At 73.1% G+C, this 13,871-nt stretch carries 15 protein-coding genes and 1 pseudogene; 4 read left to right on the top strand and 12 right to left on the bottom strand.

Annotated elements, in window-relative coordinates; translation table 11 throughout:
• Positions 1–126: 126 nt before the first annotated feature.
• Together AB0M93_RS09785 and AB0M93_RS09780 are read right to left on the bottom strand one after the other, a co-directional pair.
• Positions 127–486, bottom strand: coding sequence for a hypothetical protein (locus AB0M93_RS09785; protein ID WP_364270330.1), 360 nt, complete (start codon positions 484–486; stop codon positions 127–129).
• Positions 487–562: 76 nt separating this feature from the next.
• On the bottom strand, positions 563–1,357 hold the full coding sequence (locus tag AB0M93_RS09780; protein ID WP_364270328.1) for a MerR family transcriptional regulator: 795 nt from the start codon (positions 1,355–1,357) through the stop codon (positions 563–565).
• A gap of 100 nt (positions 1,358–1,457) precedes the next feature.
• Here AB0M93_RS09780 and AB0M93_RS09775 point away from each other — a divergent pair, with 100 nt between their 5' ends.
• Positions 1,458–1,838, top strand: coding sequence for an STAS domain-containing protein (locus AB0M93_RS09775; protein ID WP_364270325.1), 381 nt, complete (start codon positions 1,458–1,460; stop codon positions 1,836–1,838).
• Positions 1,839–1,856: 18 nt separating this feature from the next.
• Here the strand turns inward: AB0M93_RS09775 and AB0M93_RS09770 are convergent, their stop codons facing one another.
• A complete protein-coding gene (locus AB0M93_RS09770; RefSeq protein WP_364270322.1) occupies positions 1,857–2,717 on the bottom strand; it encodes a helix-turn-helix transcriptional regulator in 861 nt (286 codons plus the stop codon).
• Between the two features lie 99 nt (positions 2,718–2,816).
• Between AB0M93_RS09770 and AB0M93_RS09765 the strand changes: the two genes are divergently transcribed.
• Complete coding sequence (locus AB0M93_RS09765) at positions 2,817–3,575, top strand: SDR family NAD(P)-dependent oxidoreductase (RefSeq protein WP_364270319.1); 759 nt, start codon at positions 2,817–2,819, stop codon at positions 3,573–3,575.
• Between the two features lie 174 nt (positions 3,576–3,749).
• Complete coding sequence (locus AB0M93_RS09760) at positions 3,750–4,298, top strand: RICIN domain-containing protein (RefSeq protein ID WP_364270316.1); 549 nt, start codon at positions 3,750–3,752, stop codon at positions 4,296–4,298.
• Positions 4,299–4,395: 97 nt separating this feature from the next.
• Here AB0M93_RS09760 and AB0M93_RS09755 read toward each other — a convergent pair whose 3' ends face one another.
• From AB0M93_RS09755 to AB0M93_RS09725, 7 genes are all read right to left on the bottom strand, one after another.
• Positions 4,396–7,215, bottom strand: a complete 2,820-nt coding sequence (locus AB0M93_RS09755) for a BTAD domain-containing putative transcriptional regulator (protein WP_364270313.1) — start codon at positions 7,213–7,215, stop codon at positions 4,396–4,398.
• A gap of 123 nt (positions 7,216–7,338) precedes the next feature.
• Positions 7,339–8,055, bottom strand: a complete 717-nt coding sequence (locus tag AB0M93_RS09750; protein WP_364270310.1) for a VOC family protein — start codon at positions 8,053–8,055, stop codon at positions 7,339–7,341.
• 59 nt (positions 8,056–8,114) lie between these two features.
• Positions 8,115–8,345: a zf-HC2 domain-containing protein gene (locus AB0M93_RS09745; RefSeq protein WP_364270308.1), complete on the bottom strand. Its 231-nt coding sequence runs from the start codon at positions 8,343–8,345 to the stop codon at positions 8,115–8,117.
• Positions 8,342–8,977, bottom strand: coding sequence for an RNA polymerase sigma factor (locus tag AB0M93_RS09740; protein WP_364270305.1), 636 nt, complete (start codon positions 8,975–8,977; stop codon positions 8,342–8,344). Before AB0M93_RS09740 ends, AB0M93_RS09745 begins: the two co-directional genes overlap by 4 nt.
• A gap of 41 nt (positions 8,978–9,018) precedes the next feature.
• Positions 9,019–10,209, bottom strand: a complete 1,191-nt coding sequence (locus AB0M93_RS09735) for a cation:proton antiporter (RefSeq protein ID WP_364270302.1) — start codon at positions 10,207–10,209, stop codon at positions 9,019–9,021.
• A gap of 3 nt (positions 10,210–10,212) precedes the next feature.
• Complete coding sequence (locus AB0M93_RS09730; RefSeq protein ID WP_364270299.1) at positions 10,213–10,917, bottom strand: flavodoxin family protein; 705 nt, start codon at positions 10,915–10,917, stop codon at positions 10,213–10,215.
• Between the two features lie 17 nt (positions 10,918–10,934).
• Positions 10,935–12,860 carry a thiamine pyrophosphate-binding protein gene (locus AB0M93_RS09725; RefSeq protein ID WP_364270296.1) on the bottom strand — a complete coding sequence of 642 codons (1,926 nt, stop codon included), beginning with the start codon at positions 12,858–12,860 and terminating at the stop codon, positions 10,935–10,937.
• 85 nt (positions 12,861–12,945) lie between these two features.
• Between AB0M93_RS09725 and AB0M93_RS09720 the strand changes: the two genes are divergently transcribed.
• Complete coding sequence (locus AB0M93_RS09720) at positions 12,946–13,563, top strand: hypothetical protein (protein ID WP_364270293.1); 618 nt, start codon at positions 12,946–12,948, stop codon at positions 13,561–13,563.
• Here the strand turns inward: AB0M93_RS09720 and AB0M93_RS09715 are convergent.
• Both AB0M93_RS09715 and AB0M93_RS09710 read right to left on the bottom strand, forming a co-directional pair.
• Complete coding sequence (locus AB0M93_RS09715) at positions 13,529–13,732, bottom strand: hypothetical protein (protein ID WP_364270290.1); 204 nt, start codon at positions 13,730–13,732, stop codon at positions 13,529–13,531. The genes AB0M93_RS09720 and AB0M93_RS09715 overlap by 35 nt on opposite strands.
• A gap of 5 nt (positions 13,733–13,737) precedes the next feature.
• Positions 13,738–13,857 (bottom strand): annotated as a pseudogene (locus tag AB0M93_RS09710) (oxidoreductase); the annotation flags it as partial.
• Positions 13,858–13,871 lie beyond the last annotated feature (14 nt).

The raw sequence follows: 13,871 nt of genomic DNA, 5'->3' as shown, positions 1-13,871 counted from the left end.
GGCCGGAAGCCGCGCACGGCCAGGCCGACCGCGGTGCCGATGATGCCGGACTCCGCCAGCGGCGCCGCGCCCGCACGACCTGGCGGCCGGCACGCCGTTCGTGGCTCGGGCGTGCGGCGAGTCCGGTCACGGGAAGAGGGCGGAGGCGGCGCACAGCGCGGCCCAGGCCGCGGCGAACACCGCGACCTTCTTGCGGGCCGAGCGCTCGGGCAGGCCCGTGCCGAAGACCAGTGCGTCCGCGGTGTCGGAGGCCACCCGGGCGGCGAGGGCCAGCTGCAGGGGCCGGCCGGGCGCCGCGAACACCATGGCGAGGCCGATGGCGGCGTCGCGGGCCCCGATGCCGCCGATCAGGGTCCGCACGTCCCGGCTGACCTCACCGCCGGGCGTGGTCAGGCCGCACGGCTTGGCCAGGACCTTCGGCGCGACGATGATGGTCGCGCTGTAGGCGGCGGTCGCCGCTCCGAGGACACGGGTCAACGCGGGCATCGGGCACTTCCTTCGCTTCGGACTGGGCAGCGGGATCTTGGACTACCCGGCTAAAACGATGACAAACCGATGCAGACTAGATCAGCAGCGCCACGGCGTCGTGGAGTGTCGCGGGGCGTTCCCCTCCGCTCGCCGTCGCGGGCCAGCCCGGCCCGGCCAGGATCAGCCGGGTGCCGCTGATCCGGGGGAGGCGACCGGCGGCGCGGCCGGCCCAGACGACCGCGGCCGCGGGGTTCGTGCGGTCGACGGCGCTCTGCAGGGCTGTGTCCGGCAGCGAAGCTCCGAGGAACAACGCCGTGCGGCGCTGTTCGGCCAAGGCCGCGCGGAGGGCTTCCATCGGGAGGGTGTGCCGGTCGCCCTCGGCGCAGGCGAGCACGACGGGCGGGGGTGCGCCGGCGGGTGCGGTGACGTGGTGCAGGGCGGCGGCGATGGCCCAGGAGAGTCCCTGCACGAGGTCGACGCAGCGGTCGGCGTCGGGGCCGCACAGGGCGGCGAGCGCGGGCCGGCAGAGCTGCTCCCATGTCGTGACGACGTCGTGGGCGCCCAGGTGTGCCTCGAGGAGCGCGGTCGCGGCGTCGATCCTCAGCTGCCGGACCGCGGTCAGCAACGTGGCCACGTCGGTGGTGCCGTCGGCGTGGAAGGCTCGCCGTGCCGCGCTCTCCGTGCTGAAACCCTGCTCGATCAGGTACTTCATCCGCCGCAGCGCCGCGACATCGGCGCCGGAGTACCGGCGGTGGCTGCCGGTCTGGGGCGCCGACAGCGGCATGTGGTAGCGGCGGTGCCACGCCCGGAGGGTCGACGGGGGAAGGCCGAGCATCCGGGCGACCGTCCCCGCGGGCCAGCTGGCGGCGGGGGCGGAGGAGGTGCTCATCTGCTCATTGTGCTGCGGATCCGCCGACTTCGCCGCATCATTAATTCGATGACAAATCGATGCAACGGCTCTAGGGTCTGTTCGACGGAGGGAGGCGCCGGTGACCGATGGCGAAGAAGCGAAGGCTGCGTTTTCCGTTCAGTGCGTGACGCTGCCGGAGGCGGTGGTCGTCGCGGCGGCCGGTGACCTGGACCTGGCCACGGCTCCGGTACTGCGCCGCGAAGCCTTGGCCGCGGTGGCGGACTCGCCGCCGGGGCTCATCGTGGACCTCGGCGAGGTGACGTTCTGCGGCTCGGCCGGCTTGCAGGTGCTGTCCGAGCTGGTGACGTCCACCGTCGACGGGGGAACGGCCTTCGCGGTCGTCGCCACCCAGTACCCGGTCCTGCGCGCGCTCCGGATCACCCGGCTCGACGCGACACTCAGCCTTCATCAGTCCGTCGAGCAAGCCCGCACCTGGATCAAGGAGAACCCGGACAGGTGACTGCCGGCTCCTGAGGCGTCATTCGGGCACCCGGCCGGCCGGGGCGTCGAACCGCTCGTTGCCCAGCACACCCAGCAGCTGCAGCTTCTCGAACGCTTCCGTGCGCGGAGGTGCGGTGAGCACCAGCAGCGCCTGGGACTGGTCCTCGGTGAAGAGCACCTGGCAGTCCACCTCGATCTCGCCGAGCTGCGGGTGGACGAGCACCTTGTGGTCCTCGAACCGCTTCGCGACCTCGTGGCGTTCCCACAGCCGCGTGAACTCCTCGCTTTCGCGGGTCAGCGCCCGGACCAGTTCGCCGGCCCGTGACTGCGGGCCCATCGAGCCGTGCGCGGCGCGGAGGTTCGCCACCAGGGCGCGGCTCTGGCGGTCGCGGTCGTGCTCCGGGTAGATGAGACGTTCGCGGGGATCGGTGAACCAGCGGTAGATCTCGCTGCGCGCGAGCCCGGTGTGCTCGGCCGGACCGCCGTAGAGCGCTTCGGCGAGGCGGTTGCGCACGAGGACTTCGCCGAGGTTGGACAGGATCAGCGCGGGGGTGTCCGAGAGCCGGTCCAGCACCCGCAGCAGAGCGGGGGCCACGTGCGCGGCCGTCGCCGTGGGGGAGGGGGCCGTGCGGCCGGCCACCTCGAACAGGTAGTCGCGCTCGTCGTTGCTCAGCCGCAGCGCGCGGGCCAGCGCGGTCAGCATCTGCTCGCTGGGCTGCGGGCCGCGCCGCTGCTCGAGGCGGGTGTAGTAGTCGGTCGACATCGCCGCCAGCGACGCGACCTCCTCCCGGCGCAACCCCGCGGTACGACGGCGCGTGCCCGGCAGGAGGCCGACGTCCTCGGGGCACAGCTGTTCCCGGCGTCGTCGCAGGAAAGCCGCCAGTTCCGCTCGGTCCATACCCCCAGTATCGCGCCGGCCGCGGCCGCAACCAGGGATCGCCGGTCCCCCGATGCGCGGTCTCTGCCGCCCCGCGCCCGGCCGGGCGAGAGTCGAAGCATGGACAACACCGGAAACACCGTCTTCATCCCCGGCGCCACCAGCGGCATCGGCCTTGCCCTCGCCCTCGCGTGGGCCGACCGCGGCAACACCGTGATCATCGGCGGCCGCCGCACCGAGCTGCTCGAACGGATCGCCGCCGAGCACCCCGGCATCGACACCGTGCGGATCGACACCAAGGACCCGGCGAGCATCCAGGCCGCCGCGAAGGAGGTGCTCGCCCGCCACCCGGGGCTGAACGTGCTCGTGACCATGGCCGGCGTCATGCGCGTCGAGGACTGGCACCAGCCGGGCACCTTCCTCGAGTCGGCCGAGGACGTCGTGACCACCAACGTGCTCGGCCCGATCCGGCTGATCGCCGCGTTCGTCGAACATCTGCAGACGCAGCCCGACGCCACGATCATGACCGTCTCCTCGGGACTGGCGTTCGCCCCGCTGAAGGTCACTCCCAGCTACAACGCCTCGAAGGCGGCTATCCACCTGCTCAGCGAGTCGCTGCGGCTCCAGCTGGCCGACACCCCGGTGAAGGTCGTGGAGCTGGTGCCGCCGTCGGTGCAGACCGACTTGCTGCCGGGCCAGGCCGAAAACGAGCACGCGATGCCGCTCGGCGAGTTCGTCACCGAAGTGATGGGCCTGATCGAGACGCAGCCGGAAGCGACGGAGATCCAGGTGGAGCGGGTCAAGTTCCTCCGCTACGGCGAAGTCCGCGGCGACTACGGCCGAGTGGTCGCGACGCTCAACGGCACCGACCCGCACTGAGGGCCGCCGTCGGCGGCCGTGACCAGGCCACTAAAGCGCCAGTAAGGACTTCCTACGCCTCGGCCGGGCACCTTGATCGGCGGGCTGCCGCTGGGCAGCACCGACGAGCCGACCGGGTCGGCTTCGGCACCGGCTGCCGGGGTGATCCGGTCGGCACCAGGAAAAGGGGAGAGCATGAAACGTGGTCTGATCCGTGCGGTCGCCGCTGTCGCCATGGCTGTTGCCGCCGCAGTCGGTGTCGCGGTTCCGGCGACGGCGGCGACCTCCGGGAGAGTGTCGCCGGCCGGTGTCGTCGCCGACGGCACCTACCGGTGGGCCAACGCCAACAGCGGGCTGTGCCTGGCCTACGCCCCGGACGCTCGGGGCGCGAACCGCCAGGAAGGCTGCGACGACGGCGACTACACGATCTTCTGGGACGCCGTGAACGTCGGCGGCAACAACTACCGGCTCGTCAACGAGCACAACGGTCAGTGCCTGTCCATCTGGCGCGGCGACACCGGTGACAACGCGCAGGTCGGCATCTACGCCTGCGTCGACACCGCCGCCGAGATCTTCACCCTCGTGCCGGCGACCTCGCCGGCGTTCGCGGGTTCCTACCAGTTCGTGAACGTCAACAGCGGCAAGTGCGTGGCGGTCGGCGGCGGCCGGACCAACAAGGGCGCCTGGGTGATCCAGTGGACGTGCGCCCAGAGCGGCGAATTCATGTGGCGCCCGTACAGCTAGCCTCCCGCGCCCGGGATTCGATCACCGGGTGAGGCCGCGGACGAGGATCTCCACCCCGGGCGGTGCGGGATCCTCGTTCCGGCGTCACCGGAAACCTTCACGGCTGCCCGGCGTGGTCGTCGAGGGTGGCCAGCCGCTGCCGGACTTCGGTGGCGTCGGCGTCTCGTCCGTGCGCGCCGTACAGTTCCGCCGCTTCCCGCCACACCGCCCGGGCCTGCTCGTGGTGGCCGAGGGCGACGTAGGGGTGGCCGAGCCGGTCGAGGGTGGCGGCGGATTCGTAGGTGTTGCCCAGGCGCCGGAAGAGGGTGAGCGCCTGCCGGTAGTGGTCGATGGCCCGGTCGTGACGGCCGGTGTGGTGGTCGATGTGCCCGAGGCTGTCCAGCGTGTCCGCCTCGCCGCCGGTGTTGTCGTGCCGGCGGTGCAGGGTCAGCGCGGCCAGGCAGTGGTCGCGGGCGGTGGCGTAGTCCCCGAGCCGGGAGGTGAGCCAGCCGACCCCGTTGAGCGCGTTGGCTTCCCAGGCCGGCCGGCCGAGGGCGCGGCACAGTTCCAGTGCGCGGGTGGCGTGCTCCAGGGCTCGCCTGTTGTCTTCCCGCCGCTCCCAGGCGCGGGCGAGCTGGTGATGCGCGAGCGCCTGTTCGGCGACGTCGTGGTGGCGTTCCGCCAGCGCGAGAGCCTGGTCCAGGTGCCTGCTCGCGTCTTCGTGGCGGTCCAGTTCGGCGTAGGCGCGACCGAGGTAGCGGTGCGCGCGGACGCCGGCGGCGTGATCGGGCAGGTGGGCGGCGGCGGCCACCGCGGCCCGCCACGCGGAAAGGTCGTCCTGGCGGTGTCCCCGCCGGGCGTGGAAGGTGGTCAGGACCCAGGCCAGCTGCCAGGCCGAGGGCAGCCAGGCGTGGTCGACGGCGGCTTGCCGGGCGGCCACGAGGTTGGCGTGCTCGGTCTCGAACCAGGCCATCGCGGCCGCCATGTCCGGCAGCTCGTGGGGCTGCGTCGCGGGGGCAGGTGCCTCGAGCCGGACAGCCGGGCGACCGGAATCCACGAGCCGGTCGGCGGCGTGGGCGGTGTGGAGGTAGAAATCGAGCGCGCGCTGCAGCGCCGCATCCCGTTCGGCCGGGCTGTGCTGCCGGGTCGCGTATTCCGTGGCGTACAGGCGGATCAGGTCGTGCATCCGGTACCGGCCCGGCGTGTGCTGCTGGACCAGGCACGCGTTCTCCAGCTCGTTGAGCAGCGCCCGGGCCGTGCCGGAGGACCGCGCCAGCAGGCTCGCGGCGGCGGGCAGGCCGATGTCGGGACCCGGGGCCAGGCTCAGCAGGCCGAAGGCGACCTCGGCCGCCTCGGACAACGCGTGGTGGGACCAGGAAAGGACGGTGCGCAGGGTGGCCCGCGGATCGCCGGGGTCCAGGGCGTCCAAGCGGCCGGACTGATCGCGGAGCTCGTCGGCGAAGACGGCCAGGGGAAAGCCGGGGTGGCGGGTGGCGCGCGCGGCCACGATGCCCAGCGCCAGCGGCAGACCGGCGCAGCAGGCCACCAGCGCGTCGACCGCCTCGGGTTCGGCGGCGACCCGGTCGTGGCCGAGGTGGCGGGTGAGCAGGAGCCGGGCCTCGGGCTCGGGGACGACGTCCAGGTCGACGCGGTGCGCGCCGTGGGCGGTGACCAGCCCGCCGAGGTGGTGCCGGCTGGTGACCAGCACCGTGCAGGTGGGGCTGCCCGGCAACAGGGGACGGACCTGTTCGGTGTCGCGGGCGTTGTCCAGCACGATCACCATGCGCTTGCCGGCCACCAGGCTGCGGTACAGCCCGACCTGGGCGTCCGGGTCGATCGGGATCGTGGCCGGGTCCACCCCGAGACTGTCCAGGAAGCCGCGTACCGCCGTGACGAGCGGGACCGGTTGCCCGGCGGGGTCGAAGCCGCGCAGGTCGACGTGCAGTTGCCCGTCCGGGAACCGGTCGAGGTGGGCGTGCGCCCAGTGCAGGGCCAGCCAGGTCTTGCCGATCCCCCCGGCACCGCCGATCGCGTAGATCGTCACCGCCCCGCCCGCAGCCGGCTGTGCGTCGAAGATGGCGTCCAGGCGGGCCAGTTCGGTGGCGCGGCCGGTGAACATCCGCGGCGGGGCGGGCAGCTGCCGCGGCACCGGCAGGGGCGCCGGCCCGGTGCCGGCCGCGGCCGCGGGCGCGGCCAGATCGGGGGCGGCGTGGAGGATGCGCTGGTGCAGCTGCCGCAGCGGCGGGCTCGGGTGCACGCCGAGTTCGTCGGCCAGATCGCGGCGGAGCCGCTCGTACCGCGCCAGCGCGTCGGCTTGGCGGCCGCTGCGGTACAGCGCGAGCAGGTACTGGCCGGCCAGGCGTTCGTCCAGCGGATGCCGCTCCACCCGGTCGGCCAGCTCGGCGAGCAAGGTGGCGTGCTGCCCCGAGCGCAGCCGGAGGTCGGTGAGGTCGAGCTCGGCCGCGTGGCGCTGCTGCAGGAGCGTGGTGCGCACCGAACCGACCCAGGCCGTGTCGGTCACCCCCGCGAGCGGTTCCCCGCGCCACAGCCCGAGCGCCCGGGTGAGCGACGTGACGGCGTGGTCGCCGTGCCCGCCGGCGCTGGCCTGCCCGGCCAGCGCCCGGAACCGGTGCAGGTCGACCAGCTGCGGATCGGCGACGAGCCGGTAGCCGCCCGGGTGCGTCGTGATGGTGACGCCCGGCGCGGTGGCGAGTGCCTTGCGCACCAGGGCGATGCGCTGGTGGACCGCGGCGCGCGGGTGCCGGGGCAGGCGGTGCGGGCGCCAAGCCCGGTCGAGCAGCTGGTCGGCCGACACGATGTGGTTGGCCTCGACCAGCAGCACCGCCAGCAAGCAGCGAAGCTGGGCGAAGCCGATCGTGATCGGCGTGCCGTCGACGGCGGCCTCGACCTCACCGAGCAAGCGGAATTCCACCGTCACACGAGCCTCCACCCAGCCGATGCCCCCGAAAATCGATCTGCCGCAGCCATGCTGATCGTTCCGGCCACCCGGCACAACCAACGACCGGGCGAACCGGGCGCGCGTCGGGCCGGCCGGCGGCGGTCAGCCCGGCGGGGGAGGCGACGGGCGCACGCGGAACTCGGTGCCGTCCGGATCGGCGAGCACGACGGTGCCGTTGTCGCGGGTGTCGAGCCGGGCGGCGCCGAGGGAAATCAGCGCGTCGACCGCCGCCTGCTGGTCGCCGTCGGCCGGGAACAGCTCGAAGCGCTGCCGGTTCGGCTCCGCGGGCGTGCCGTCCCAGGTGTCCCAGGCGATTTTCGTGCCGCCGCGCGGTGACTGGATCGCGGTCTGCTCGCCCCGGTCCCACACCAGGGGCCGGCCCAGTGCCTCGCTCCAGAACAGGCCGGCCTGCCGGGTGCCGGCACAGGTGAGCTCGCCCAGCGGGCCGCACCCGGCGAGGTAGCCGTTGCCGGGCTCGATCACGCAGAACTCGTAACCCGCCGGGTCGGCCAGGACGACGTGCGCCTCCTCGGGTCGCTGCCCGACATCGAGATGGCGGGCACCGAGGCTGATCGCCGCGGCCACCGTGCGCCGCTGGTCGTCGAGGTCGGCGCTGGTCAGGTGCAGGTGCATCCGGTTCGCGCCGAGCCGGCCGGCGCGGCCCGGCACGAACCGCAGGCCGAGCTGGGTGTCCCCGCCCGGCAGCAGCAGGCCGCCGGTGTCCTCGACGATCTCCCGGCCGAGCAGGCCGGCCCAGAAGCGTGCCGGTTCCGCGGGGTCGTCCGCCTCGAAGGTCACCGCCAGCAGTCGCGAACCCATCATCGGAACGTAGGCACCGGCCCCGTGAGGCGGCAAGCCGATATCCGAGAGATCGCGGCTCAGTCGTGGTGCCAGTGGCGGAAGGCGTCGAGCAGCTCGGTGCGGGTCTGCGGTGACAGTGTCTCGGCGGGCAGCTCGCCGAGCTGGGTGATGGTGGTGCGGAACTGGTCGAGGTAACGTTCGCAGCCTTCGCAGAGGGCCAGGTGCTCGACGAACCGCTCCTCGGTCGCGGGGTCGAGTGCGCCGTCGAGGAACGCGGTGACCAGCTCGACGAACTCGTCGCAGTTCATCCCGCCGCCCCCAGGTAGCCGGCCAGGCGTTCGCGGACGGCCGCGCGGGCGCGGTGCAGCAGGACCCGCTGGTTGGCCGCGGAGATCTGCAGCATCTCGCAGACCTCCTCGGCCGTGTGGTCGGCGACGTCGCGCAGGCTGATCACCGCCCGCTGGCGAGCGGGCAGCTCGTCGAGCAGGCCGGTGATCACCTCGCGGACTTCCAATGCCAGTGCGGTGTTCTCCGGCGAGGCCCACGGTTCGGGTGCTTCCCGCCAGTGTCCAGGGTAGGCGCCGCCGGGGCCCTGGAACCGGCTGGGGTCCACGGTCGGGCCGTGGTCCTCGTCGCCGGGCAACAGGCTGGTCCACGGGACGCTGCGCTTCTCCTGCGCGCCACGCTTCTTCGCGGTGTTGACCAGGATGCGGTACACCCAGGTTTTCAGCGCCGCCCGGCCTTCGAAGGCCGCGAGTCCTTTCAGGACCGCGAGCCAGGTGTCCTGCACGACTTCCTCGGCGGTGGCGTGGGTGGAGACGAAGGAGCGGGCCAGCCGCAGCATCGACGACGACCAGGCGTCGAGCACCTCGGCGAACGCCGCGGCGTCGCCGGCCCGCAGGGCGGCGACCAGCTCATCGTCCGGCGGCAGCTTCGTCACCGGACGAGCGTAGCCGCGCACCGGGCGGGAAAGGGTGACGGTCACCTTACGGCCACCCGGTCCCGCGGACGCAGCAGCGACAGTGCCCCGGCCGGGAACAGCAGCACCGACAGCAGGCCCGCGCAAACGAGCGCGGCCGCGGTGACCGGCGTCATCAGTCCGGTGAGGACGCCGATCTGGGTGGCGGTGACCAGGAACGGCAGCGACGTCGCCTGCAGCAGGCCGGCCGCGATCGCCGGCCTGCCACCGAACTCCCGCACGAACAGCAGTGCCGGAAGGCCGCGTGCGAGCAGCAGCGCGGCCAGGAACAGCGGGACGCGGGCGAGTGCGCCCACGTCGGCGAGCAGCCCCGACAGGTCGAGCCGCAGCCCGCTGGTGACGAAGAAGACCGGGACCAGGAAGCCGTACCCGATCGCGTCCAGCTTGACGCGGAACCGCGGGTGCGACGCCGAGTCGCGGTCGAGGAGGCCGACGACCGCGCCCGCGAGGAACGCGCCGAGGATGCTCTCGAGCCCGAACGCCTCGGCGAGTGCGACGAACGCGACCAGCAGCACCACGGCCGCGCGGACGCGGATCTCGGCCGTGGTGTCCTGCAGCCGGGTCAAGGTGGCGCCGAGCCGCCGCGACCGGCCGGTCACCGCGATCACCGCCGCGGTGACCACGACCAGGCCCGCGAACGCTGCCAGCAGCACCAGCCGCGCGCCCGTGCTGCCGCCGGAAGCCGAGAACAGCAGCGACACCAGCACGACCGCGGCGAAGTCGGCCACCGAGCAGGCGGCGATGACCGCCTGCCCGAGCCCGCTCTCGGCCTGTCCGGCGTCCTTGAGCACCGGCACGACCAGCCCGAGCGACGTCGCCGAGAGCGCCACGGCCACCAGGAGCGGGCTGTGCACCCATCCGGCGGCCGCGAACCCGGCCCCGGCGGCGAGGCCGAGCAGCAGGGTCAGGCCGTAGCCGAGCACCGCCACCCGCAGCGCCCGCCCGCGCAGCCGGTGCACGTCGATTTCGAGCCCGGCCAGGAACAGCAGGAACGCGAGCCCGAGCAGGGCGACGATCTGCACCGGCAGGTCCGGCGTGATCCAGCCGAGCCCGGATGGCCCGAGCGCGATCCCGGCCACGATCTCCAGCACCACGGCGGGCACGCGCAGGTTCGGCGCGAGCCCGAGCAGCAGCGGCGCGGCGAGGGCGATGGCCGCGACCGCGAACAGGTTGACGAAGCCGACGGCGGACACGGCTCAGCGGTATTCGGGGTTGGCGAAGTCGAACCGGCAGCCGGCGTCCCATTCGCTGCGCTGGTTGCCGTGCACCGGGATGCCGCCCGCGTCCTTCAGCATGCGGGCCAGGTGCATCAGGTTCCACGTCATGAACGTCGTGTTGCGGTTGGTGAAGTCGTTCTCCGGACCGCCGGAGCCCGGGTCCAGATAGGACGGTCCGGGTCCGGCTTCGCCGATCCAGCCGGCGTCGGCCTGCGGCGGGATGGTGTAGCCGAGGTGCTGGAGGCTGTAGAGGACGTTCATGGCGCAGTGTTTGACGCCGTCTTCGTTGCCGGTGATGAGGCAGCCGCCGACGCGGCCGTAGTAGGCGTACTGCCCGGCGTTGTTGAGCAGGTGCGAGCAGGCGTAGAGCCGCTCGATGACCTGCTTCGTGACGGAACTGTTGTCGCCCAGCCAGATCGGCCCGGCAATGACCAGGATGTCGGCCGCCATCACCTTCTCGTAGATGGCCGGCCAGGCGTCGGTGGCCCAGCCGTGCTCGGTCATGTCGGGCCAGATGCCGGTGGCGATGTCGTGGTCGATGGCGCGCAACACCTCGACCCGGACGCCGTTCTTCTCCATGATGCCGCGGCTGACGTCGATCAGGCCGTCGGTGTTGCTGGGATCGGGGGAGCGCTTGAGGGTGCCGTTGATGAACAGGGCGCGCAGGTCGTCGTAGTCCGGCATGGCGTGGTTTCCTTTTCTCAGAGGAGCTCGGCGTCCTGTTCGACGCACAGCAGGGTGGGGCCTTCGGTGGCGAAGAGGGCGGTCATGGCGTCGTCCAGCTGCTCGCGCGCGGTGACGTGGAAGCCTTGGGCGCCACACAGTTCGGCGTAGGCGGCCCAGTCCGGGTTGACCAGGGACGTCTGCCACACGGGGTAGTCGCCGGCGAGCTGTTCCTTGCTGATCTTGCCGAGCGCGTTGTTGTTCAGCAGCAGGTGTTTCACCGGGATGCCGTACTTGACGGCGGTGGTCAGCTCGGTGGCGTACTGCCCGAACCCACCGTCGCCGGTGACGGCGACGATCGGGCGGTCCGGGGCGGCCGCCCACGCGCCGAGTGCGGCCGGGTAGCCGAACCCGATCGAGCCGAGGTAGCCCGACATCAGCACCGGCTGGCCCTTCGACTCCAGGTAGCGGCCCAGAGAATAGGCGTGGTTGCCGACGTCCACGGTCACCACGGCGTCCTCGGGCAGGTGCCGGGACAAGGCGTCGAACACCGCCGCCGCCGAGACGCCGCGCCCGCGGTCGTCGGCGACGCGGCGGGCCTTCTCGGCGCGCCAGATCGCCCAGCGGGCGGCGACGTCGGGCCGCTGGTCCTCGGCCTTCGTCTCGGTCAGCTCCGCGGCCAGGGCGCCGAGGGCGAGCCGGGCGTCGCCCAGCAGCGAGGTCGTGACCGCGTCGAACCGGCCGATCGCGCCCGGGTCGTCGTCGATCTGCAGGATCGGCTTGTAGGCGGCGATCCCGGTGTGGTCGCTGAACGACGCACCGACGGCGATCAGCAGGTCGGCTTCGTTCATCAGCCAGCTGGCCACCGGCGTCCCGCTGCGGCCGAGCACGCCCGCGCCGAGCGGGTGGGTGTCGGGCACCAGGCCCTTGGCCTTGAACGTCGTCAGGACCGGGGCGCCGAGGCGGTCGGCCAGCGCGGTGACCTCCGCGGCGGCGTCCCGGGCACCGTGGCCCACGACGAACACCGGCCGCCGGGCGTCGCGCACCAGCGCGGCGGCCGCGGTGACGGCGGCGGCGCCGGGCGTTCCGCTCCGGCCGGCCCGGCGCCCGTCCGGTGTGGACGGTGCGGCGCCGCTCGGCTGCACCTGGACCTCGTCGGGCAGGACCAGGTGCGCCACGCCGCGCCGGTCGACGGCGTGCTTGACCGCCAGCGCGGCGAGTTCGGCGTGGTCGCTTCCACTGTGCACGGTCGTCGTGGACACCGCGACGTCGCGGAAGACCGCCGAGAGGTCGACGTCCTGGAAGGCGCCGCGGCCGAGCACCTTCGAGGGCACCTGCCCGGAGATCGCGAGCACCGGCGCCCCGTCGAGCTTGGCGTCGTAGAGGCCGGTGAGCAGGTTGGTCGAGCCCGGCCCGGCGATCGCGAAGCACGCCGCGGGCCGTCCGGTGAGCTTGCCGTACGCGCTCGCGGCGAACGCCGCGGCACCCTCGTGCCGGATCCCGACGTAGGTCAGTTCGCCGCGGGACTCGGCCCGCCGCAGCGCCTCGGCGAACCCGAGGTTCGAGTGCCCCACCATGCCGAACACGTGCCGGACACCCCAGGCGACGAGCGTCTCGACCAGCACGTCGGCGACCGTCCTGGCGGGGACCGCCGGTTCCGGCAGCTCGACGAAGACGCCGTCCGCCCGTTCCTCGACCGGGTAGGTGGGGACGGCGTCGCCGAAGCCTTCGGGCGGCTGCCCGGTCAGCGGGTCGTAGTCGTAGCCGTGCCACGGACAGCGCAGCCAGCCCTTCTCGATCGAGCCTTCGCCGAGCGGCCCGCCCTGGTGGGGGCAGCGGTTTTCCAACGCGCCGAGCCGCGTGCCACACCTCGACAGCGCGACGCTGCGGCCGTCCACGGTGACGCTGCGGACACGGCCGTCCGCGGGCACGTCGGCGGGGTCCACCCGATGCCAGTCCGCCATGTAACGCCTCCAGGGTTCCGGGACACTGCGGTGACGGCAGGCTCAGTGCCCGGAACCCTCCCGGGCGTTACACGAGGAGTTCCGGATGGACTGGCAACCCACCAGGCGGTCCCTGCACGGCGTGGCCGAGCTGCTGCTCGCCGGCCCGCAGCACCGCGCGACCGGGCGCATCGACCTGGTCGTGACCGGCGGCGGTTTCGCGACGGCCGTCGGACCCGCGCTGCGCGTCGAAGGTGACGAACTCCTTACGGGGTCCGCCCAGGTCCGCCTCAGCGGGCGCACGTACACCGACGTGGCGGCGGAGGCAGGCATCGAGGCAGGCGAACCCGCGGGCGTCTACTCCGGCGGTCCCGGCATCCGGCCGAGCGAGAAGATCGTCTTGGCTCCCGAGGTGCTGAAGCTGCTGCTGCAGGCCTTCGCCGACGGCGACCGCGCGCTGCGCGACTTCGCCCCGGACGCCACCCCGGTGCTGTGGCCCGAGCACTTCGACGTGGCGATCACCGTCGACGAGGTCAACTACGGCGTCTCACCGGGCGACGGCTATTTCGCCGAGCCGTACGCCTATGTCGGCCCGTTCGAGCCGCGAACCGGCGAGTTCTGGAACGCGCCGTTCGGCGCCGCCCGTCCGATGCGCGAGCTGACCGGCGTGGCCGACGTGGTGCAGTTCTTCACCACCGGCCGGCGTCTGAGCCAGGGAGGGTGACCCGGCCGATCGCGGCGGCTGACACGTCCCACGGGTGCTCGGCGAGCTCGGCGTCATCCGGCACGGTGTAGGCATCCTGCGCGTCGTCGAGGTCGGCGAGGTCGAGCCGGGCGACGCGCGACCCCAGGCCCGCGGTGACGGCGGCAGTGTTCCGGACGGCCAGGGTCACCTCGGCCCGGCGGCGGCCAGCGCGCGTGCGGTTTCCGCGCCGATCCCGGAAGACGCCCCGGTGACGATCGCCCGGACGCCGGTCAGGTCGACGCCCGCCAGCACGTGGTCGGCAGCCGCGCCGATCCCGGGCCGTCGGC

This window comes from Amycolatopsis sp. NPDC051102 (assembly GCF_040682815.1).
Lineage (GTDB): Bacteria > Actinomycetota > Actinomycetes > Mycobacteriales > Pseudonocardiaceae > Amycolatopsis.
Note: the sequence above shows the minus strand (reverse complement) of the source record. Positions and strands in the feature narration are given on the sequence as shown.

What these genes read in the sequence shown, in the direction of transcription:
- AB0M93_RS09785 (WP_364270330.1), bottom strand. Translation starts at nt 486, where the DNA reads ATGCCCGCGTTGACCCGTGTCCTCGGAGCGGCGACCGCCGCCTACAGC.
- AB0M93_RS09780 (WP_364270328.1), bottom strand. Translation starts at nt 1,357, where the DNA reads ATGAGCACCTCCTCCGCCCCCGCCGCCAGCTGGCCCGCGGGGACGGTC.
- AB0M93_RS09770 (WP_364270322.1), bottom strand. Translation starts at nt 2,717, where the DNA reads ATGGACCGAGCGGAACTGGCGGCTTTCCTGCGACGACGCCGGGAACAG.
- AB0M93_RS09765 (WP_364270319.1), top strand. Translation starts at nt 2,817, where the DNA reads ATGGACAACACCGGAAACACCGTCTTCATCCCCGGCGCCACCAGCGGC.
- AB0M93_RS09760 (WP_364270316.1), top strand. Translation starts at nt 3,750, where the DNA reads ATGAAACGTGGTCTGATCCGTGCGGTCGCCGCTGTCGCCATGGCTGTT.
- AB0M93_RS09750 (WP_364270310.1), bottom strand. Translation starts at nt 8,055, where the DNA reads ATGGGTTCGCGACTGCTGGCGGTGACCTTCGAGGCGGACGACCCCGCG.
- AB0M93_RS09745 (WP_364270308.1), bottom strand. Translation starts at nt 8,345, where the DNA reads ATGAACTGCGACGAGTTCGTCGAGCTGGTCACCGCGTTCCTCGACGGC.
- AB0M93_RS09730 (WP_364270299.1), bottom strand. Translation starts at nt 10,917, where the DNA reads ATGCCGGACTACGACGACCTGCGCGCCCTGTTCATCAACGGCACCCTC.
- AB0M93_RS09725 (WP_364270296.1), bottom strand. Translation starts at nt 12,860, where the DNA reads ATGGCGGACTGGCATCGGGTGGACCCCGCCGACGTGCCCGCGGACGGC.
- AB0M93_RS09720 (WP_364270293.1), top strand. Translation starts at nt 12,946, where the DNA reads ATGGACTGGCAACCCACCAGGCGGTCCCTGCACGGCGTGGCCGAGCTG.